17 protein-coding genes are annotated in these 19,584 nt (G+C 28.3%); 12 read left to right on the top strand and 5 right to left on the bottom strand.

Annotated features, from left to right (window positions below; genetic code table 11):
- Positions 1 to 121: 121 nt before the first annotated feature.
- Positions 122 to 2,890 carry a TonB-dependent receptor gene (locus SY27_RS09670; RefSeq protein WP_045969668.1) on the bottom strand — a complete coding sequence of 923 codons (2,769 nt, stop codon included), beginning with the start codon at positions 2,888 to 2,890 and terminating at the stop codon, positions 122 to 124.
- Between the two features lie 182 nt (positions 2,891 to 3,072).
- Here SY27_RS09670 and SY27_RS09665 point away from each other — a divergent pair, with 182 nt between their 5' ends.
- Together SY27_RS09665 and SY27_RS09660 are read left to right on the top strand one after the other, a co-directional pair.
- On the top strand, positions 3,073 to 3,756 hold the full coding sequence (locus SY27_RS09665; protein WP_045969666.1) for a response regulator transcription factor: 684 nt from the start codon (positions 3,073 to 3,075) through the stop codon (positions 3,754 to 3,756).
- Positions 3,756 to 4,796 (top strand): cell wall metabolism sensor histidine kinase WalK, encoded by a 1,041-nt coding sequence (locus SY27_RS09660; protein WP_045969664.1) that lies wholly within the window; start codon positions 3,756 to 3,758, stop codon positions 4,794 to 4,796. The genes SY27_RS09665 and SY27_RS09660 overlap by 1 nt, the downstream gene beginning before the upstream one ends.
- Here the strand turns inward: SY27_RS09660 and SY27_RS09655 are convergent.
- Positions 4,770 to 5,825 carry a glycosyltransferase gene (locus SY27_RS09655; RefSeq protein ID WP_045969662.1) on the bottom strand — a complete coding sequence of 352 codons (1,056 nt, stop codon included), beginning with the start codon at positions 5,823 to 5,825 and terminating at the stop codon, positions 4,770 to 4,772. The two genes, SY27_RS09660 and SY27_RS09655, sit on opposite strands and share 27 nt — an antisense overlap.
- A gap of 21 nt (positions 5,826 to 5,846) precedes the next feature.
- Complete coding sequence (locus tag SY27_RS09650) at positions 5,847 to 6,665, bottom strand: UDP-2,3-diacylglucosamine diphosphatase (RefSeq protein ID WP_045969660.1); 819 nt, start codon at positions 6,663 to 6,665, stop codon at positions 5,847 to 5,849.
- 102 nt (positions 6,666 to 6,767) lie between these two features.
- Here SY27_RS09650 and trmB point away from each other — a divergent pair, with 102 nt between their 5' ends.
- Genes trmB through SY27_RS09635 form a run of 3 tightly spaced genes read left to right on the top strand, consistent with a single transcriptional unit; the run spans position 6,768 to position 8,414 of the window.
- Positions 6,768 to 7,442, top strand: coding sequence for a tRNA (guanosine(46)-N7)-methyltransferase TrmB (gene trmB, locus SY27_RS09645; protein WP_045969658.1), 675 nt, complete (start codon positions 6,768 to 6,770; stop codon positions 7,440 to 7,442).
- 1 nt (position 7,443) lies between these two features.
- The gene (locus SY27_RS09640; RefSeq protein ID WP_045969656.1) at positions 7,444 to 8,070 is read left to right on the top strand and encodes a LysE family transporter; all 627 of its coding nucleotides are present in this window, start codon (positions 7,444 to 7,446) and stop codon (positions 8,068 to 8,070) included.
- Between the two features lie 2 nt (positions 8,071 to 8,072).
- Positions 8,073 to 8,414: an MGMT family protein gene (locus SY27_RS09635; protein ID WP_045969654.1), complete on the top strand. Its 342-nt coding sequence runs from the start codon at positions 8,073 to 8,075 to the stop codon at positions 8,412 to 8,414.
- 15 nt (positions 8,415 to 8,429) lie between these two features.
- On the opposite strand, the gene SY27_RS09630 is transcribed toward SY27_RS09635, so the two are convergent.
- Together SY27_RS09630 and SY27_RS09625 are read right to left on the bottom strand one after the other, a co-directional pair.
- Complete coding sequence (locus SY27_RS09630; protein WP_045969652.1) at positions 8,430 to 9,761, bottom strand: PAS domain-containing sensor histidine kinase; 1,332 nt, start codon at positions 9,759 to 9,761, stop codon at positions 8,430 to 8,432.
- A gap of 1 nt (position 9,762) precedes the next feature.
- Positions 9,763 to 11,112, bottom strand: coding sequence for a sigma-54 dependent transcriptional regulator (locus SY27_RS09625; protein WP_045969650.1), 1,350 nt, complete (start codon positions 11,110 to 11,112; stop codon positions 9,763 to 9,765).
- A 226-nt stretch (positions 11,113 to 11,338) separates the two neighbouring features.
- On the opposite strand from SY27_RS09625, the gene SY27_RS09620 reads away from it, so the two are divergent.
- From SY27_RS09620 to SY27_RS09590, 7 genes are all read left to right on the top strand, one after another.
- Positions 11,339 to 12,580, top strand: a complete 1,242-nt coding sequence (locus SY27_RS09620) for an efflux RND transporter periplasmic adaptor subunit (protein ID WP_161794144.1) — start codon at positions 11,339 to 11,341, stop codon at positions 12,578 to 12,580.
- A 37-nt stretch (positions 12,581 to 12,617) separates the two neighbouring features.
- Positions 12,618 to 13,319, top strand: coding sequence for an ABC transporter ATP-binding protein (locus SY27_RS09615; protein WP_045969646.1), 702 nt, complete (start codon positions 12,618 to 12,620; stop codon positions 13,317 to 13,319).
- A 16-nt stretch (positions 13,320 to 13,335) separates the two neighbouring features.
- On the top strand, positions 13,336 to 14,133 hold the full coding sequence (locus SY27_RS09610) for a head GIN domain-containing protein (RefSeq protein ID WP_045969644.1): 798 nt from the start codon (positions 13,336 to 13,338) through the stop codon (positions 14,131 to 14,133).
- 50 nt (positions 14,134 to 14,183) lie between these two features.
- Positions 14,184 to 16,610, top strand: coding sequence for an ABC transporter permease (locus SY27_RS09605; RefSeq protein ID WP_045969642.1), 2,427 nt, complete (start codon positions 14,184 to 14,186; stop codon positions 16,608 to 16,610).
- Complete coding sequence (locus tag SY27_RS09600; RefSeq protein ID WP_045969640.1) at positions 16,603 to 17,901, top strand: TolC family protein; 1,299 nt, start codon at positions 16,603 to 16,605, stop codon at positions 17,899 to 17,901. The genes SY27_RS09605 and SY27_RS09600 overlap by 8 nt, the downstream gene beginning before the upstream one ends.
- A 188-nt stretch (positions 17,902 to 18,089) precedes the next feature.
- Entirely contained in the window at positions 18,090 to 19,232 is a 1,143-nt protein-coding gene (locus SY27_RS09595) for an Mrp/NBP35 family ATP-binding protein (RefSeq protein ID WP_045969638.1), read from the top strand.
- 1 nt (position 19,233) lies between these two features.
- Positions 19,234 to 19,473 carry a NifU family protein gene (locus SY27_RS09590; protein ID WP_045969636.1) on the top strand — a complete coding sequence of 80 codons (240 nt, stop codon included), beginning with the start codon at positions 19,234 to 19,236 and terminating at the stop codon, positions 19,471 to 19,473.
- Positions 19,474 to 19,584: the final 111 nt, after the last annotated feature.

Below are 19,584 nucleotides of genomic sequence, written 5' to 3'. Positions count from 1 at the left end.
TGAATCAAAAGTAGTAGGTATATGCTACTTGAATTTTATCTCAATGTTATTAGTGTGTTAAAAAGAAATAGGCTAGTTTTTATAAAAACTAGCCTATGTTTCTTTAATGTTAAAAAGATGTTTAGAATTCGTATTTTAACGAAAAACTATAATTTTGGCCTTTCTTATATGAATCTACTACTACGTTTTGAATGTCTTGGTAACGCTCAATTGTAGGGTTTGTAATATTTTTGACAGTAAAACCTAGGCCTAAGTTTTTGTTTAATTTATATTTTAAAACAAAATCGAATGTTCCTACTTTACTATCAATAAGATTCCCTTTTCCATAAGAACCAATAGCAAAGTTTCTATCTGAAAAATAACTAAAAGCTAATGTTGATTGTAGTCCAGAATCATTTTTAAAATCTTTACTAAAACTAATGTCTGAATTTATTAATAGATCTGAGGCACCTGTTAGTTTTCCTTCTTTTTCTGTGAACGCAACATTGATAGTTCCTTCTGTTTCATTTAAAACTTTTTCTTTATCAAAATCTTGATTTGTATTCATGTATGATATATTTAATCCAAAAGAAAGATCTGTTTTTTCATTTGTAGAAAGGTTTTCTCTTGAAAGAATATTTTTTCTGAATTCAATTTCAGCTCCTAATCCAATTGCTTTTTCGCCAGAGTTTACATAAGAAATATCATTTGTAGCAGAAGCAACAGTTACTTCGTTTATTGGATTTTGAATGTATTTTCCAAAAGTTGTTAAAGAGATAATTTCTCCGCTTTTAGGAAAAAATTCCCATTTTAAATCGAAATTGTAATCTGTAGAGTTATATAAATATGGATTACCAAAATATACTTGATTTACTTCTTCAAATTGGAAAGGAGCTCTTTCTTTAAACTGTGGTAATGTATATGTTTTACTTGCTGCAATTTTTAAGTTTTGTTTTTCATTAAGTTCATATTTTGCAGTAATCATTGGCAAATATTCCATTGTGTCAAAGTTCTTTTTTCCTCCTTGTGGAGCAAGAGCTGTTTTGTATTTGATATCTTGAATGATAAATTCAGAACGGAAACCTGCAATTACATATAGTTTTGGATTGAATTGATATTCAATAGCTCCATAACCAGCAGAAATAATTTGTTGGCCATTAAAATTTTGAGGGTTAAGAGCATTAGGATCTCCTAATCCACCATTAAACGTTTCTATCACAAATAACCCAGCATTGAAGTTGTTTTGATTGAAATAGCCATCAATGTTATTTAAGTCGATTGTTGGTTGCGCGACGGTTTGAATGTCAAAGTTAAATTGTGTTGCATCAAAATTTAATTTCTTATATCTTATACTATATCCTGCAATTACTTTTCCTTTGTATTTATCACCATCTTTACTGAATTTATAAGATAAATTAGCATTAGCAGCAACTTCATCATCAGTCATTTCTTGATAATATCTGTGGTTTTCAGATTGATTATTTTCAGCAACTTTTATATTTGACAAATCTCCATTATCATTAACAGGAATAAAAGTATTCTGCATTCTGTCTGGAACAATATTTTTCATCATGTTGTATGATGTTCCCCAGTTTAAATCAATTCTATCTGAAAATGTATGTTCTCCAAGTAGTTGATTTACTAATAAAGATGTTCTTTCAAAAGTAGAACGTCTAATAAATCCACCACCATTTGCAGCAATATCAAAAATGTCAATTATTCCTGTATATTCTTCGTGTTTTTGATTAGAAGAATTAATATACATGGAATTAAAGCGTAAATTGTTATTGTTGTTTATTTTATAATTGACGTTAGCCATCAAATTAGTGTTTGTTTGATAATTGTATGATTGCTTAAATAAATCTCTTTTTGCAACTCCTTGTACATTAACACTTCCTCTTGAAACTCCTTCTTTGAATGTATATCCATTGTCGAAAGAAGAATTGATAAAGAAGCTTAATTTTCCATTTTCACTTACTGAATATGAATCGCCTCCTCTTAAATAAAATGAGCTATTTATTGGTGTTTGAGCTCTTTTGTCCCAACTGGTATTAAAATTGTAACCACTAAAAGGGTTGTTAGGATATTTTTGATTGCTGAATCCATGAAAACTTGGACCATCTTGTAAATAGAATTTATCTTGTTTAATTGCATTTGAGTTTACTCCAAAACCAGTTCCTATTTCTAGTGTTCCGCTACCTTTGTAATTTTTAGAAACAATATCAATATTTGCTCCTGCAAAATCACCATAATTTTTGTAATTGAATGTTTTATCAATGCCAATATATTCAACAATATCTGTAGAGAAAATATCTAAGCTAATATTCTTTTTAGTTGGATTGTTAGATGGTAATGGCAATCCATTCATTGTAGTAGTATTATATCGATCTCCTAATCCACGAACATAAATGTTTCCTGAACCTTCTTGTTTTGTAATTCCTGTTGTTTTAGTTACTGCCGATGCTACATCGCTAATACCTTTTTTAGAAATCTCCTCAGCTCCTATCGCTTGTTTGATTTCAACCGCTTTTTGTTGCTCTTGTAGTAAAGCTTGCTCGCTTTCTTTAGTTACAGAATGTGTTATTACTACATCTTGTAATTGAACACCACTTGCTTCAAGTGTGTGATTAATTACTTTTTTTTCTCCAGCTTTAATTGTAAAAGGGATTTCTTTTGTTTCGTAACCTAGATATCCAATTTCTAAAACATAACTTCCTGGCTTAACAGATAGTGTATATTTTCCCATGTCATCTGTTGAAGTGCCAATTGTTGTTCCTTTTATTACTATATTAGCAAAAGGTAATGGCTCGTTGTTGAATTCTTTATCTAAAATAACTCCTGTTACTGTTCCTGTTTGGCCGAAAGAGTAAAGGCTAATAAATAAAAAGCTTAATAAAAATTGTAGTTTCATTATTGTGTTGTTGAAATTTGGTGCAAAGGAACTCTAACAAGATTATCAAACTGTTACTCTCAAGTTATAAAAAAGTTTTATAAACGTTACTTAAATGTTAAGTCATTAAATTATCGTTAAGAGCTTGATAGGTTTCATATTATATTTACCTTTACAATCAATAAAGAGAACTTTATTATATTATGAAAAAAAGAGAAATTAAGATTTTATTAGTTGATGATGAGCCAGATATCTTAGAGATTATTGGTTATAATTTGTCACAAGAAGGCTATCAAATTGTAACTGCTTCAAATGGAAAAGAAGCTGTTGCTAAGGCAAAAAAAGAGCTTCCACATTTAATAATTATGGATGTTATGATGCCTGAAATGGATGGTATTGAAGCATGTGAAAATATTAGAAAATTTTCAGAATTAGAGAATACAATCATCACTTTCTTGACTGCTAGATCTGAAGATTATTCTCAGGTTGCAGGCTTTGATGCAGGTGCGGATGATTATATTGCAAAGCCTATAAAGCCTAAAGTTTTGGTTAGCAAAGTAAAAGCGCTTTTAAGAAGGTTGAAAGATGATGTTTCTGCTACTGATACTTTAAAAGTAGGTGATATTGAAATTAATAGAGAAGAATATAAAATCATTCGTCAAGATGAAGAGATAGTACTTCCTAGAAAAGAATTTGAACTGTTTTACCTTTTAGCGACTAAGCCTGGAAAGGTTTTTACAAGAGAAGAAATTTTAGACAAAGTTTGGGGTAATGAAGTTGTAGTAGGAGGAAGAACAATAGATGTTCATATTCGTAAATTAAGAGAAAAAATAGGGGATGATTTCTTTAAAACTATAAAAGGAGTTGGTTACAAATTAGAGTTTTAATGGTCATTAATTTTAAAAAATCATACAAGTTTGCTGTTAAATCAGCAGTATATATAACCCTTTTTTCTTCAGGGTTATTGTATTTATTAAACTTTTTTTATTTAAAGGCAAGTGTTTGGTTCGTGGTTTGCTTTTCTTTTTCAGTATTTTCTTTTTCTTTTTTTGTTTTACAATATCGAGTTGAAAGATTCATATATAGAAGAGTAAAAAAAATCTATGACGATGTATCGCTATTAGAAAACGCATCTTTTAGAAATCAGCCTGTAACAACAGATATGGCTACTTTAACGAGAGAAGTACAAAAGTTTGCGAAAGATAAAAAGTTAGAAATAGAAACATTAAAGATTAGAGAAGAATACCGTAGAGAATTTTTAGGAAATGTATCACATGAATTAAAAACACCATTGTTTACTGTTCAAGGTTATTTACTAACTCTTTTAGATGGAGCAATGGATGATAAAAACATTCGAAAAAAATATTTACAAAGAGCAGAAAAAGGAGTTGAAAGACTTATCTATATTGTTAAAGATTTGGATTTAATAACAAAACTAGAAACAGGAGATATAAACTTAGAGCTTTCAGAATTTAATATTGTAGAGGTAGTTCAAAATGTTTTTGAACTATTAGAAATGAGAGCTTCAAAGAAAAACATATTACTGACTTTTGATGCCAAGTATAAACCCATTACAGTAATAGCTGATCAAGAAAAAGTACAACAAGTAGTTACAAATTTGGTTATGAATTCCATCAAATATGGAAAACAAGGAGGAACTACTGAGGTAAGTATTGAAGATTTAGTGAATAATAAAATAATTGTTAGGATTACAGATAATGGTGAAGGAATAGAGAAGCAACATATTTCTAGACTATTTGAAAGATTTTATAGAGTTGATAAAAGTGGTGCTAGAAGCGAAGGAGGATCTGGTTTAGGATTAGCAATTGTAAAGCATATTATTGAAGGACATAATGAAAAGATATACATAGAAAGCCAATTTGGAATTGGATCTGAATTTTCATTTACCTTGGAAAAGACTAAATAATTTTTTCCAGCTTATTTCAGTAGAAAAGTTTAAAAATCCTTTATAGCTATTTATTTGTTCAAGTTTTTCAATGCTAAAGTTATCTTGATTACAACTCGGAGCTATATTTTCTTGTTTAAGTTTCTTAGCTAAATATTCTTGTTCATATTGTCCTGGTGTTGGAATGAAAAATGCTTTTTTCCCTAATTGAGCTAAATCCATGATTGTTGTATAACCAGATCGACATAAAATAGTAGAACTTTCATTAAAAGCTATCTCAAGTTGCTCACTATTCATGAAGTTATAATAGGTAATATTTTTTTCCTCATAAGTGCTTTGTTTATCTTCAATAATACCTTTTATAAACAACGTTTTATGAGTATAGTTTTCTAACTCTGTTATCAGTTTTTTTTCTAATAATGTTCTTTGCGGTTCAGGTCCTGAAAGAATTACCATTAATTCATACTTGTTTTTAGTAACTTTTTTATGTAATCTGCTTAATGGACCAATATATTTTAAAGAACTGAAAGGATCTTCTAAATGGCCTAATTTTCCAGATAAATTTGGTTTTTTTTCCATATCAGGAACCCAGCATTCATTGTATTTTTTTATGTAATGATGATGTATTTTTGTACTTATCCAAGTAGTATTGCCTGTTAAAACATTTAATTGATGAGTAATGAAAACAGAAGGAATGTTTTTAGAATAAACACCTAATCTATTATCCGATATTAATCCAGAAATATTATATTCTTTAATTATATTTTCAGTGGCTATTCTTTCCGCTTTTATTGCTTTTATAATAGTAGGAAGTTGAGAGAAAAGTTTTATTTTAAAATTTTTTCCTTTTTCTGAATATTTTATTTGATATGAAGGTAATTCAAGTGTAATTAGATGAGCAAATTCTTTTTTTAATAATTCTAATGCAATTCCATCAGAAGCAATTACAGGTTCAAAGCCACTTTTTTCTAAAGCTCGAATTATGGGTATGCATCGAGTTGCATGACCCAATCCCCAGTTTAATGGTGCAACAAGGATTCTGTTTTTCATTGATGAAATCTTATAAATTTATTATTTTAGAACAGAAATAAATTGTTCAGCGAGTTTGTTTTCATATTCGAAAAAGGATTCTTCATTAGAAAAATCTTCAGTTGTCTTATGTTTATATAGCTTCCACTTTTTATTATTATATTCAAGTGAAGTTAGATTTTCTACCCAATCTCCGGAGTTTAAATATACAGTTTTTCCTTTAGTTGTTTCTATGTGCTCTATTTTGGGCTCATGAATGTGTCCGCAAATAACATACTTATAATTGTTTTCTATAGCTAACTCAGTGCAGACTTTTTCAAAATTAGAAATAAATTTCACAGCAGACTTTACATTGTTTTTTATTTTTTTAGATAGAGAATAAGGCTCTTTCTTCGCTTTGGCTAAAATCCAATTTAAAAAACGATTTATTAATATTAATAAATCATAACCCCAACCTCCTAATTTTGCAAGCCATTTTGCATGAGTTATTGAAGAATCAAATACATCTCCATGGAAAAACCAAGCTTTTTCTCCATCTAATTCTAAAACTAATTTATTTAATAAGCTTAGGTTTCCAAGATGCAAATCAGTAAATTTTCGTAAAAATTCGTCATGATTTCCTGTTAAATAATATACTTTTGTTCCTTTGGAGCTTAAAGAGATTATTTTTTTTATGACTTTTAGATGATTAGCAGGAAAATAAGACTTTCTAAATTGCCAAATATCTATAATATCTCCATTTAGAATTAAAGTTTTGGGTTTTATAGATGATAAATAGGCAAGCAATTCTTTTGCATGACAACCATAGGTTCCTAGATGAACATCAGAAATGACAACAACCTCAACTTTTCTTCTTTTCAAAATAAAATGTTTTTACAAAATAAAAAATTTTATCTTTAATTAAAGTTAATCAAAGATTATTAAAACTTTATTTCATTAATTTTACCAAAAATTATAAAACACGTGGGAAGTAAGAATAAACTTAAAAGATTTAAAGAGAATGAAACATTTACGAATGTTTTTCAACCTACAAGAGAAGAAGTAGTTTCAGATAGTTTTCCGTTAAAAGGAAAATGGAATAGTGAGTTTTTTAAAAATGATAATCCAATTGTGTTAGAATTGGGTTGTGGAAAAGGCGAGTATTCAGTAGGTTTAGCAGAAAAATATCCAAATAAAAATTTTATCGGAATTGATATAAAAGGAGCTCGTTTTTGGAGAGGAGCTAAGACTGCTGTTGAAAACGGAATGAAAAATGTAGGTTTTTTAAGAACGCAAATTGAACTTATCGAACATTGTTTTAATGAAAATGAAGTAGATGAAATATGGATTACATTCCCAGATCCGCAAATAAAATATAAGCGTACAAAACATAGAATGACAAATACTGAGTTTTTACAAAGCTATAAAAAAGTATTAAAAGCTGATGGGTTGATGCATTTAAAAACAGATAGTGAATTCATGCATGGTTATACATTAGGACTTTTACACGGAGAAGGACATGAAGTTTTATATGCGAATCATAATGTATATAAAAATGAAGGAGCTCCAGATGAGGTAATTAAAATTCAAACTTTTTATGAAAGTCAATATTTAGAGCAGAATAAGCCTATTACTTATATTCAATTTAAAATAAAATAGTATGACTTATTTGCTGCCTTTATTATTAGGCTTTCTAATAGCGTTTATAGGAATTATTCCGCCTGGTATGCTTAATATGATGGTGGCAAAAATAAGTGTAAATGAAAGTAAAAAAACAGGATTATTATTTGGATATGGAGCAGGATTCATTGTTTTAATTCAATGTTTTTTAGGATTATATTTTGCAAAATTTTTAGAAAGTCATCCTGCTATCAGTGATAATTTGAAGAAATTTGCAGTAGTTATCTTTATAGCTCTTACTTTGTTTTTTATATATGGAGGCTTTAGAGCAAAAAAGCCTAAAAAAGAAGTAGAAATTAAAAGTAAAAAAAACCGTTTTTTTTATGGAGTAATGCTATCTTCTTTAAACATGTTTGCTATTCCATATTATGTTTTTGCAAGTTTAACATTGTCATCCAAAAATATTTTTGATTTTTCAACCATTTCAAACTTGCTTTTTATTTTGGGTGCTGGTTTAGGCACTTTATTAGTTTTTTATATCTATGCTTCATTATTCAGAAAAATAGAACATAAAGTAGGTTTCTTAATTAGAAATATTAATTTTTTCATAGCTGCAATTACTGGAATTGTAGCAATTTCATCAATTTATAAAATGATATCAGGATAAAATTGACTAAAGAAAAATCAAATAAAGATAATTTTTTTGAACGAGTTTATGATATTGTTCGGCAAATTCCAGAAGGGAAAGTAACATCTTATGGAGCAATTGCAAAAGCAATTGGTGCTGTTCGATCTGCTAGAATGGTAGGTTATGCTATGAATGCAAGTCACGATATGGAAGATGTGCCAGCACACAGAGTTGTAAATAGAAAAGGGTTGCTCACTGGAAAACATCATTTTGACGGTACAAACTTGATGGCACAATTGCTCGAAAATGAAGGTGTAAAAGTTATAGATAATCAAATTATCAATTTTGAAAAGCATTTTTGGGAACCTGAAATTAGCAGTTAATAATTAGACTTGTAATTATTCCATCAGGCAAATTACAAAAGTAGTTTTACCATCATTATTCTGATACGTTAAATAACCACCATGAGCTTCAATTATATTTTTAGATAAAGTGAGCCCAATTCCTGCTCCTTCTTTTCGAGTAGTGAAAAAAGGTAGGAAAATTTTATCTTCAATTTCGGGCTCAACACCATTTCCTGTGTCAGTTATTGTAATAAAAAGTCTTTTTTCTTTAGTTTCGGCAGAAAGCGTAATTAGTCTGTTTGTTTTGTTAGACAAAGCATACATACTATTGGTTAATAGATTAATAAGAACTTGTTCTATTTGTAATTTATCAACAAAAAGCCAACGGTTAAATGAGACTAAATTTTGAACTTCAATGTTCTCTTTTTTGAATAATGGAGCCATAAGTTGTAAACCATTTTGAATAATTTCAGTTAACGCTACTTTTTCTTTCTGTGGAGTAGGTAACATAGCTAGTTTTCGGTAGCTTTCCACAAATTGTTGTAGATGATTACTTCTATTTAGCATTGTTTGTACACTTTGTTTCATGTCATCTAAATCTTCATTTGAAAGAGTTTCTTGTTGTACTAATTCATGTAAGTTTTGTGATAATGAACGAATAGGAGTTAATGAATTTAATAACTCATGAGAAATAACTTTCATTAAATTAATCCATGCCTCTTTTTCTTTTTTCTCCACTACTTTTTGAATAGAATCTAATAAAACTACATAATATTCTTGTTGAAAGGTTCTAGTTCGAGAAGATTGCATTACAAAGGTTTGCGTGTCTTGTTTGTTAACCCTAATCTGTAATGAAGTTTTAATTTCATTGAAATTTTGTTCTTCAATTATACTACAAAGTGAAGGTAGTTGATTTTTAAGATAATGCCATTTGGAAACTTTTGGGACTTTGAAATGAGTAGAAAAATAATCATTCATTAAAAAAATATTCCAGTCTTCCTTTTCCTTTTGTAATATTAAAATACCTGTTTCAATATTGTTTAAAATAGAACGATAAATAATATCTTTTGAAATTTGTTCGTTCTGGTTTTCTTTTAAATTTTCATATAATTTGAATAAACTAGCATAACTAGTAAAGGATTTGTGTTTTGAAAAATCAGCAGAAAAATCATTTTGTAAAATAGCCTGAATTGTCTTGTCGTAAAAAACAAAAGCATTTTTTATGTATAAATAAAGCTCTACAATAATTAAGAAAGTAACTACGCAAATGAAAATAGAAGTATATATTAAACCATATTGAAACACATAAGCACTACAACCAAAACAAATTAGAATAATTAATATTCGAACAAAGATTTGATTATATATTTTAAAGTTTGAGAACATATTAAGGTATTATTATGTTGTATTTTTCTATTCTTCTATACAAAGAAGCTCTTGATAAGCCTAATTCTTCAGCAGATTTACTTATATTATATTCATTTTTAAACAGTGCTTTTTCAATAGTGTTTTTTTCAATATCAGAAAGATGAAAATCATCCTGATTGTTATCATAAGGAGTAATTACTTCTAAATCTAAATCCGAAACTTTAATATTGTTGTTTTCACAAAGTATAATAGCCCTTTCAATACGATTTTCCATTTCTCGAATGTTTCCATTCCAAGCATGCTTTTTTATTTGTTCTAAGGCATTCTCTTCAAATGTGATATTGCTTTTTTCATACTTTATCATCATTTTTTCTAATAAAAATTGGGCTAATGGAATTTTGTCTACAACACGTTCTCTTAAAGGAGGTAATAAAATTTCCATAGTATTAATGCGATAAAACAAATCTTCTCGGAAATTTTTCTCTGTAACTTCTTGTTTCAAATCTAAATTAGTTGCAGTAATAATTCTTACATCCAAAGGTCTTGATTTAGATTCTCCAAGGCGAGTTACAGTTTTGGTTTGAATTACTTGTAATAATTTAGCTTGTAAATGAATTGGAACATTACCAATTTCATCTAAAAAAATAGTTCCTTTTTGAGCAGATTCAAATCGACCAGCAGTATCATTTTTAGCATCTGTAAAAGCACCTTTTGCATAACCAAATAATTCGCTTTCAAAAATATTCTCGTTTAATGATCCTAAATCTACATGGATGAAAGGATTGTCTTTTCGACTAGAAGTTAAATGGATATGATGTGCTAAAACATATTTTCCAGTTCCATTTTCTCCTAAAACCAGAACATTTGCATCTGTTTTAGCTACTTTTTCAGCTAAAGAATATGCTTTTTTAATAACTGGTGATGTGCCAATGAAATAACTAGAAACTTCATTTTTTTGAATATCTCTTTTTTGGCGTTTTCTCGATTCGTCAACTCCTTTTTTTACTGATTCTAATAATTTATCATTATCCCAAGGTTTTAAAACATAATCAAAAGCACCTGATTTTAAACCTTCAACAGCCGTTTCAACTTTTCCAAAAGCTGTCATTAAAATAACAATCGTTTTAGGAGATAATTTTTGTATTTCTTTTAAAAAAAATAAACCTTCTTTTCCATCTTCAAAACCAATACGATAATTCATGTCTAATAAAACTACATCAATAGTGTTGTTAGCTAAAAGTTGAATCACATTCTTAGGATCGTTTAGTGTATAAATAGTTTCAAAATGCTTCTTTAAAAGAATTCTTGCAGCAAAAAGAATGTCATCTTGGTCATCAATTATTAATATATTGGCTTGTGTTTTCTTCATTTTTATTGTTTTTCATCAGTCAAATGTTTCCATATTAATCTTTTATTAATGATTATTTTATAAAAGGACTGTTTTTGCAATTTTATAAAGTGTTCAGTATCGTACAAATGGTGTTCGAAAACGAACATTTTGTTTTTTGATTTAAATACAATATGTTTTAAATCAGTATGTTGTGGTCTTTAAATTTTTGGCACGAAATTGCTTCTGTTTTTAGAAAATTTAAATAATGGACACAGTCATTAAGCGTAAAAATAATAAAAAAAAGAAGTTACTTGTAGTTATACCAATAATTTTACTTTTGATTTATTTTGTGTTTACATCAATTACTAAAAAGAGAAGTTTGAATGTAAAAAAAGCAGAAATAACCATTAAAACAGTTTCATCTGATTTTTTTGAGGATTTTATTGTTTTTCAAGCCAAAGTAACTCCATTAAATGCAATGTTAGTTAATGTTATTGAAGGTGGAGCTGTTCAGGAAATTTATGTTGAAAATGGCGATTTAGTTAAAGAAGGGCAGCCTTTAGTTCGCTTGTATAATCCAAATACAGAATTGAATTATATGCAACAGGAAACAGCTATAATTGAGCAAATTAATAATTTAAACAAAGCAAAGCTCGATTTGCGCAATCAAGAATTAAATTTAGCAAAAGATTTAATTAGTATAGAACACGATTTTCAAGATGCAAAAAACTTATATGAATTAAATAAAAAACTATTCAATCAAGAAATTATTGCTAAAAATGAATGGATAGTAACACAAGAAAATTATCGATTTCAAAAAGAACGAATGGATATCATTAAGCAAAGTGTTACGAAAGAAAAACAAGCTAATCAAATTCAAATTAGTCAACTGAACCAATCAATTGGCATTATGAATCAGAGTTTATCTATTTTAAGAAAAAACAAAAACAATTTTTTAATTACAGCACCACTTTCAGGTCGATTATCATCGTTTGAGCCAATATTAGGAAAAACGTTTATACAAGGAAATAGTATTGGAACTATAGATGTAATGAAAGGATATAAATTGGTAGCTGATGTAGATGAATTTTATTTAAATAAAGTGTCAGAAGGTCAAAAAGGGTCAATAGATTTTAAAGGAAAACCTGTTGAAGTTCAGATTTCTAAAGTGATTTCTGAAGTGAAAGAAGGTAGATTTATAGTAGAATTGAATTTTATAAATAATGATAATCTAGAATTAAATCAAGGAATTTCTTTTGGAGTACGTATTAATTTATCAGAGAAAAATAAAACAATGGTGCTTTCTAAGGGAAGTTTCTATCGAGAAACTGCTGGGAAATGGGTTTTTGTAGTGAATGGGAATAAAGCTGAAAGAAGAACAATAAGCTTAGGTAGAGAAAACCCATTGTATTATGAAGTTCAAGAAGGATTACAACCAGGAGAAAAAGTAATTACATCTTCTTATAAGGATTATAAAGATGTAGCAATATTAAATATTGAGAATTAAGAAAAAGCTATAATTAACTAAAAACTAATTACTAAAAATGATACAAATACAAAATCTTTCTAAAGTTTTTCAAACAGAAGAAGTAGAAACAAAAGCATTAAACGAGGTTTCAATCACAATCAATCAAGGAGAGTTTGTAACTATAATGGGTTCTTCAGGAAGTGGAAAATCAACACTTTTAAATATAGTAGGGCTTTTAGATAGTGCATCGAGTGGTAATTATCAATTATTAAATCAGGAAATGATTGGTTTAAAAGAACAAGAAAAAGCAAAAGTGAGAAAGCAAAATATCGGATTTGTATTTCAAAATTTTAATCTTATTGATGAACTTTCGGTATATGATAATATAGAATTGCCTTTAATTTATAATGATATTCCAGCTTCTGAAAGAAAGAAAAAAGTGGAGAAAATTGCAGAAAGATTAGGAATCTCGCATCGATTAAAGCATTATCCTCAACAACTTTCTGGTGGACAACAACAAAGAGTAGCAGTTGCAAGAGCATTAATAAATGAACCTAAAATTATTCTAGCAGATGAACCAACAGGAAATCTGGATTCTAAAAACGGAAATGAAGTAATGGAATTATTGACTGATTTACACGCTCAAGGGGCAACTATATTAATGGTAACTCACTCTGAATATGATGCTTCATTTTCTCAAAAAACTATTTTCATGAAAGATGGTGTTATCCTTTCCGAGAAAAACAATAGTAAAAATGTAGATGTTTTCATTTCTTAATTAAAAATATAATACCATGATAAAAGTAATTACAACCATAGCTGTTTTTTTAATTGGATTGTTTTCAATAGCACAAGTTTCAGAAAATAGAAACGTAGGAAATTTTTCAAAGTTAAAAGCATCACATGCAATTGATGTGTTTTATACAGTTTCAAATGAAAGAAGTATAACTGTTACTTCGGATAATTTAGAAAAGGTAAGTTTTATTAAAACTGAGATAGAAGGTGAAACACTTAAAATTTATGTTGAAACAGGAGATAAAAAAGAAAAAATAACTAAAAAACAGACTAAGAAAAAATATGTTAATTGGGTAAATGGAGTTGAATTCCAAGTGCTAAAAGTAACTGTTTCAGGCCCTGCATTGAAAGGAATTAAAGTAAGTTCATCAGCCGATGTGAAACTTGAAAATGAAAATACAGTAGATAACTTAGAAATAGAATCTAGTTCATCTGGAAGCGTAACAGGAACTTTTAATTGTACAATGTTAACTGTTGATGCATCATCAAGTAGCACACTTGATGCAACAATTAAATCAAAAGAAATAAAAATCAAGACAAGTAGTTCAAGTGACGTTAAATTACAAGGGAAAGCTCAAAACATAGAAGTAAAGAGTAGTAGCTCATCTGAATGTGATTTGGAAGGATTGTATGTGGAAAATGCAAAAGTAGAAGCGAGTAGCTCTTCTGATATTATATTAAATGTATCAAAATCTATAAATGCAAAAGCATCATCAAGTGCGGATATTGTTTTTTATGGTAACCCAACCCAAATAAGTACAGAAAAGAGTTCGTCAGGTTCAATAACAAAAAAATAAAGTGGTATCATCAATCTAAAAAATCATATTAAATCAAAAAACGAATAGTTATGTTTAAAAATTGGACAAACCTTTTTATATATCATGCAAAAAACAATAAGCTTTTTACTTTTCTTAATATTTTAGGATTAAGTATTGGTATAGCTGGATTGATTTTCGCCATTTTATATTGGAACGATGAGCAAAGTTATAATGATTGGAATCCAGATAAAGATAAAATACATCAAGTAATTAGTGATTTGGGAGAAGATTTAATATGGGGTTACACAGCAAGTCCGTTATCACAATATCTAGATGAAATACCAGAAGTAGAATCATATTGCTACTTTAATACATGGTATTATAATGAAATAATAAATTATAAAGACAAAAAAGAATTAGTAGCGAAAATATTTGATGCTCAAAATAATTTTTTTGAATTTTTCCCTTTTGAATTTGTTAAAGGAAGTTCAAATATTAAAAATCATGATAACACAAGTATATATCTTTCAGAAGAAGTTGCTGAAAGAATATTTGGTAATGATGATCCAATAGGAAAGCAAGTTCAGTATTCTGGAAGAACATTAGTTGTAAGAGGTATTTATAAAATTGAAGGAAAATCATCAATTGCTCCAGAGGCAGTTACAAATATTATAGACAAGAAATTAGAAGAGAATAAAGATCAATGGGGTAATTTTAATTTTGGATTATTGTTAAAATTAAAAGATCCATCTCAAAAGACAAAAGTTGAAAAAGCACTAAACTCTCTTTTTCTTAAATATAAAATGTCTAAAGAAGCAGAAAGCGAAGGGATTTCAATAGAAGAATATCTAAAATTATATGGATCAATAAAAAATATTTTAGAACCACTTTCTACCTCAAGACTACATTCGAAAGCACATGGATATCCTGAAGGAAACGGGAATTATCAAATGTTATTAATTCTGATGGGATTATCTATTTTAATATTAATCCTGTCAGTAGTAAACTATATTAATTTAGCTACGGCTAATGCTGTTAAAAGAGCAAAAGAAGTAGGTATACGAAAAATAATAGGCGCTTCAAAAATGAATATCATTAAACAGTTTGTTTTTGAAACCATAATAATGGTGCTATTGTCAATACTATTGTCATTAGTAGTTGTAGAACTATCATTACCATATTACAATGAGTTTCTAGGAAAAGAATTAGTTATATATGGAAGTCAGTTCTATCAACAGTTAATAGTTGTTTTTCTATTAACAGTCTTATTCGCAGGTATTTTTCCAGCTATTTATGTGTCTAATTTCGAAACATTAAAAGTTTTAAAAGGTAATTTTGGACGTAGTAAAAGTGGTGTTTGGATTCGAAATGGGATGCTTATTCTTCAGTTCTCAATTGCTACATTTTTTATAATAGGATCATATATTGTATATGAACAAGTTCAATTTATGTTAAATAAAGATTTAGGATTTAAAGGCGAACAAGTATTAGAAATTTCGTATAGAAATTCATATGATTATAAAGAAAGAGATTATAGGCAAAAACTTATTACGCGCTATAATACAGTAAAACAAGAAATTTCTAAAATTAAAGGAGTAAAGCAAGTTTCTACAGGAGCGTTTAAATTTGGAGATGGAGCATCATCATCATCAAGTTTTAGATATAATGATGCAAATATTCAAGGGCAAAACATGGCAATCGATTTTGGAATGTTAGAAATGATGAAAGTAAATGTAAAAGAAGGACGACTGTTTTCTGAAAAATACGCATCAGACACTATAAATTCAATTATGATAAATGAAACAGCATTGAAGATGATGAATGAAAAAAATCCGATTGGAAAAGAAATAGATTGGAATGGTAATAAACTTAAAATTGTAGGAGTGGTAAAAGATTTCCATTTATATGGGCCACAAGCAGAAATTCCACCAATGTCATTTTTTCATTTCAAAACAATAGATTGGATACTTCAAAATGTAAACACAATTTATGTGAAAGTAGATGCAAATAATATGGAGCAAACTATTAATGATATTGAAAAATTTTGGGTAAATAAAGTAGACACAGAATATCCATTTGCGTATGATTTTGTAGATAAAAGCTATGCAAGAACTTTTGATCGTTTTGTTAAAATGAAAAACTTATTTTCATTGTTAAATATAGTCGTTATTCTCATAGCACTTTTTGGACTTTTCGCATTAGCATCTTATTCTATTCAAAGAAGAATGAAAGAAATTGCTATTAGAAAAACATTAGGAGCTAATACTAATACATTACTTAAAGAATTATCAAAACAATATATTACATTCTGTGTTATAGGATTTTTAATAGCGCTTTTCCCTATTTATTATCTTTTAAATTTATGGCTAGAAGATTTTGCCTATAGAATAAGAATTACAGTGCTACCTTTTATAATCGGTTTTATTGTTCTACTGTTGTTAACATTAGGAATAGTGCTATCTAGAGCTTATCAAGGAACCAAAGTAGATGTTTTAAAATACTTAAAATATGAATAAGAAAATAATTGTATGTCTCTTTTTCATAACAATAAGCTTTTTTGTAAAAGGCCAAGAAAATACTTGGTCTTTGCAAAAATGTATAGACACTGCTTTGGAGAATAATATAGAAATAAAGATAAGACAATTAGAAATAAAAAGAACTCAGAAAGCAAGAAATTCAATGCTGAATGAAATATTGCCTGTTGTGAATTTATTTGGAAGTCAGAGTTATAATTTTGGTTCCACAATTGATCCATCAACAAATGGAAGAGTAAGTTCAAACATTCAATACGATAACTTTTATTTAAATGCACAAATGAACCTTCTCGATTTTAATGCTATTGTTAATTCAAAAAGGAATAAAATTAGTATTGAAATAGCTAAAGCAGAAAAAGAAATTATTGAAAATGAATACAAATTACAAATTTTAGAAAGCTACTATCAAGCTCTTTTTACACAAGAGTTATTGAAAATTCAAAAAGAACAGCTTAAAAATACCATTTTTAATTTTGACAGAATATCTAAAGAAGTAAATACAGGAAGTAAACCTAAAAGCGATTTATATGATATTCAATTTAACTTGTCTCAAGAAGAAAAACAAGTTATCGAAACAGAACAATTATTTACAATACAGAAAACACAACTATTTCAATTGATAAATTATTCAAATATTATAATTGAAAATGTATCTTTAGAAAAAGCATTAGCAAGTAATGTTGAAACTGAAAAAGAGATAAATAATCCAAAAATTATTTCAGCAAAACTCAATTATGAACGAGATTTAAAAGAAGTAAGTCTACAAAGATCAAATAATTTACCTGTATTATCTGCTTTCTATCAAATATCATCGTTTTATTATAAGCCTTTAAATCAGCCCGACGTAATTGTAGATAGTTTTAATAATCAAATGGGGAATAATAAAAACCAACAAGTAGGATTACAATTAAATATTCCCATTTTAAACGGTTTCAAGAACAATAGAAAAATTAACGTGGCTAAAATAGAAAGTGAAAAATCAAATTTAAAAATAGAACAAGAAAATCAAAAAGTAGCACAACAATTAGAAATAGAAGAAAAAAATAAACAAAACTATTTAGCGCTACAGAAAAAATTAGATGAAGTACTAGCATTTGCTCATGCCTCATTTATTACTACACAAGCAAAATTTGTAGTAGGCAAAGTAGATACTTTTATTTATTCGTCAGTTAAAAATAACGTACTCACATCAGAATATAATGTTTTAAAAAACGATTTACAATTACAATATATTAATTTCAAAATGAATTTAATACGCTCAAATAACCTGTAAGTAGCGATTATAATTTTTTTCTATCTCACTATTAACAAACTTTAAACATATAAACTTTTAAACTTTTAAACTTCTGCCTATCTTTGCAATTCAGATTCAGTTTAAATAACGAAAAAATATTTAAACTTTTAAAAAATGACATCCTTGATAGTTTAGTTAAATAGTTAAAGGATTTAAACGTTAGTATAATGAAATTAGATAGAAAAGAAATTCTGGGAGCTTTAGAAACCATTTCTGTTGCAGGAGAAGGAAAAAATATGGTAGAAAGTGGAGCGGTTAAAAACGTAATTACATTTGGAGATGAGGTGGTTGTAGACGTTGTTTTAACTACACCAGCATTACATATAAAGAAAAGAGCTGAAGTTGATATTATTAAAGTTATACACGAAAAAGTGTATGAAAAAGCGAAAGTAAAAGTTAATATTAAAGTAGAAGCTCCAGAAAAGCCAGAAAATCCAAATCAAATTAAAGGGAAAGCAATTCCAGGAATTAGTAATATTATAGCAGTTTCATCAGGAAAAGGAGGAGTTGGGAAATCTACTATTACTGCAAACCTTGCAGTAACATTAGCAAAAATGGGCTTTAAAGTAGGAGTATTAGATGCTGATATCTATGGTCCATCAATGCCAATAATGTTTGATGTTGAAAATGCAAAACCAGTTTCAGTAGAAGTAGAAGGAAAATCTAAAATGCAACCTGTCCAAAGCTATGGAGTTGAAATATTATCTATAGGTTTTTTTACAAAACCAGATCAAGCTGTAATATGGAGAGGACCAATGGCAGCAAAAGCTTTAAATCAAATGATATTTGATGCTAATTGGGGAGAAATTGATTTCATGCTAATTGATTTGCCACCAGGAACAGGAGATATTCACTTATCAATTATGCAATCACTACCAATTACTGGAGCAGTAGTGGTAAGTACACCTCAAGCAGTAGCACTTGCAGATGCTAAAAAAGGAGTTTCTATGTTTGCAAATGAAAGTATCAATGTGCCTGTTTTAGGAATTATTGAAAACATGTCTTATTTTACACCAGAAGAACTACCAAACAATAAATATTATATCTTTGGAAAAGAAGGTGCTAGAAATTTAGCAATAGATTTACAAGTTCCATTCTTAGGAGAAATTCCATTAGTACAAAGTATTAGAGAAGCAGGTGATTATGGCCGTCCAGCGGCACTACAAACATCAACTCCTTTAGAAAAAGCTTTTGAAGATTTAGCTAGAAATGTAGTGCAAGAAACAGTAAGCAGAAATGAAAGTTTGCCTGCTACTGAAGCAATAAAAATAACGACAATGGCAGGTTGTTCTGCTGTTAAAGGAAAATAAGATGAATAAAGAAGAAATAATAGTAAATATCGAAAAAGCATTAGATGAAATTCGCCCATTCTTAAATTCGGATGGAGGAGATATTTCTCTAGTTGAGGTAATCGATGAGAAGCATGTAAAAGTCCGTTTAGAAGGAGCGTGTACAAGTTGTAGTTTAAGTGTGAGTACTATGAAAGCAGGTGTTGAAACTACAATTAAAAAATATGTTCCACAAATTGAAACGGTAGAAAATATTGCGTAACTATTTCAAAAAAGATTAATTACAAACTAAATATTTATTAGTTGATAATGCCTTTAAGGTTGGTTTTTGTTGTGTTTTTTATTTTAATAATAGAATATGCCTTCAACCTTT

It is taken from the genome of Flavobacterium sp. 316, from assembly GCF_000967805.1.
Taxonomy (GTDB): Bacteria; Bacteroidota; Bacteroidia; order Flavobacteriales; family Flavobacteriaceae; genus Flavobacterium; species Flavobacterium sediminilitoris.
The sequence above is the reverse complement of the archived record's forward strand: the minus strand, read 5'-3'. Positions and strand labels throughout refer to the sequence as shown.

Excerpts from the sequence above, each read along its gene's own strand:
- SY27_RS09615 (WP_045969646.1), top strand. The coding sequence starts at position 12,618 with ATGATACAAATACAAAATCTTTCTAAAGTTTTTCAAACAGAAGAAGTA.
- SY27_RS09655 (WP_045969662.1), bottom strand. The coding sequence starts at position 5,825 with ATGAAAAACAGAATCCTTGTTGCACCATTAAACTGGGGATTGGGTCAT.
- SY27_RS09670 (WP_045969668.1), bottom strand. The coding sequence starts at position 2,890 with ATGAAACTACAATTTTTATTAAGCTTTTTATTTATTAGCCTTTACTCT.
- SY27_RS09620 (WP_161794144.1), top strand. The coding sequence starts at position 11,339 with ATGGACACAGTCATTAAGCGTAAAAATAATAAAAAAAAGAAGTTACTT.
- SY27_RS09605 (WP_045969642.1), top strand. The coding sequence starts at position 14,184 with ATGTTTAAAAATTGGACAAACCTTTTTATATATCATGCAAAAAACAAT.
- SY27_RS09665 (WP_045969666.1), top strand. The coding sequence starts at position 3,073 with ATGAAAAAAAGAGAAATTAAGATTTTATTAGTTGATGATGAGCCAGAT.
- SY27_RS09630 (WP_045969652.1), bottom strand. The coding sequence starts at position 9,761 with ATGTTCTCAAACTTTAAAATATATAATCAAATCTTTGTTCGAATATTA.
- SY27_RS09595 (WP_045969638.1), top strand. The coding sequence starts at position 18,090 with ATGAAATTAGATAGAAAAGAAATTCTGGGAGCTTTAGAAACCATTTCT.
- SY27_RS09610 (WP_045969644.1), top strand. The coding sequence starts at position 13,336 with ATGATAAAAGTAATTACAACCATAGCTGTTTTTTTAATTGGATTGTTT.
- SY27_RS09625 (WP_045969650.1), bottom strand. The coding sequence starts at position 11,112 with ATGAAGAAAACACAAGCCAATATATTAATAATTGATGACCAAGATGAC.
- SY27_RS09640 (WP_045969656.1), top strand. The coding sequence starts at position 7,444 with ATGACTTATTTGCTGCCTTTATTATTAGGCTTTCTAATAGCGTTTATA.
- SY27_RS09660 (WP_045969664.1), top strand. The coding sequence starts at position 3,756 with ATGGTCATTAATTTTAAAAAATCATACAAGTTTGCTGTTAAATCAGCA.
- SY27_RS09590 (WP_045969636.1), top strand. The coding sequence starts at position 19,234 with ATGAATAAAGAAGAAATAATAGTAAATATCGAAAAAGCATTAGATGAA.
- SY27_RS09600 (WP_045969640.1), top strand. The coding sequence starts at position 16,603 with ATGAATAAGAAAATAATTGTATGTCTCTTTTTCATAACAATAAGCTTT.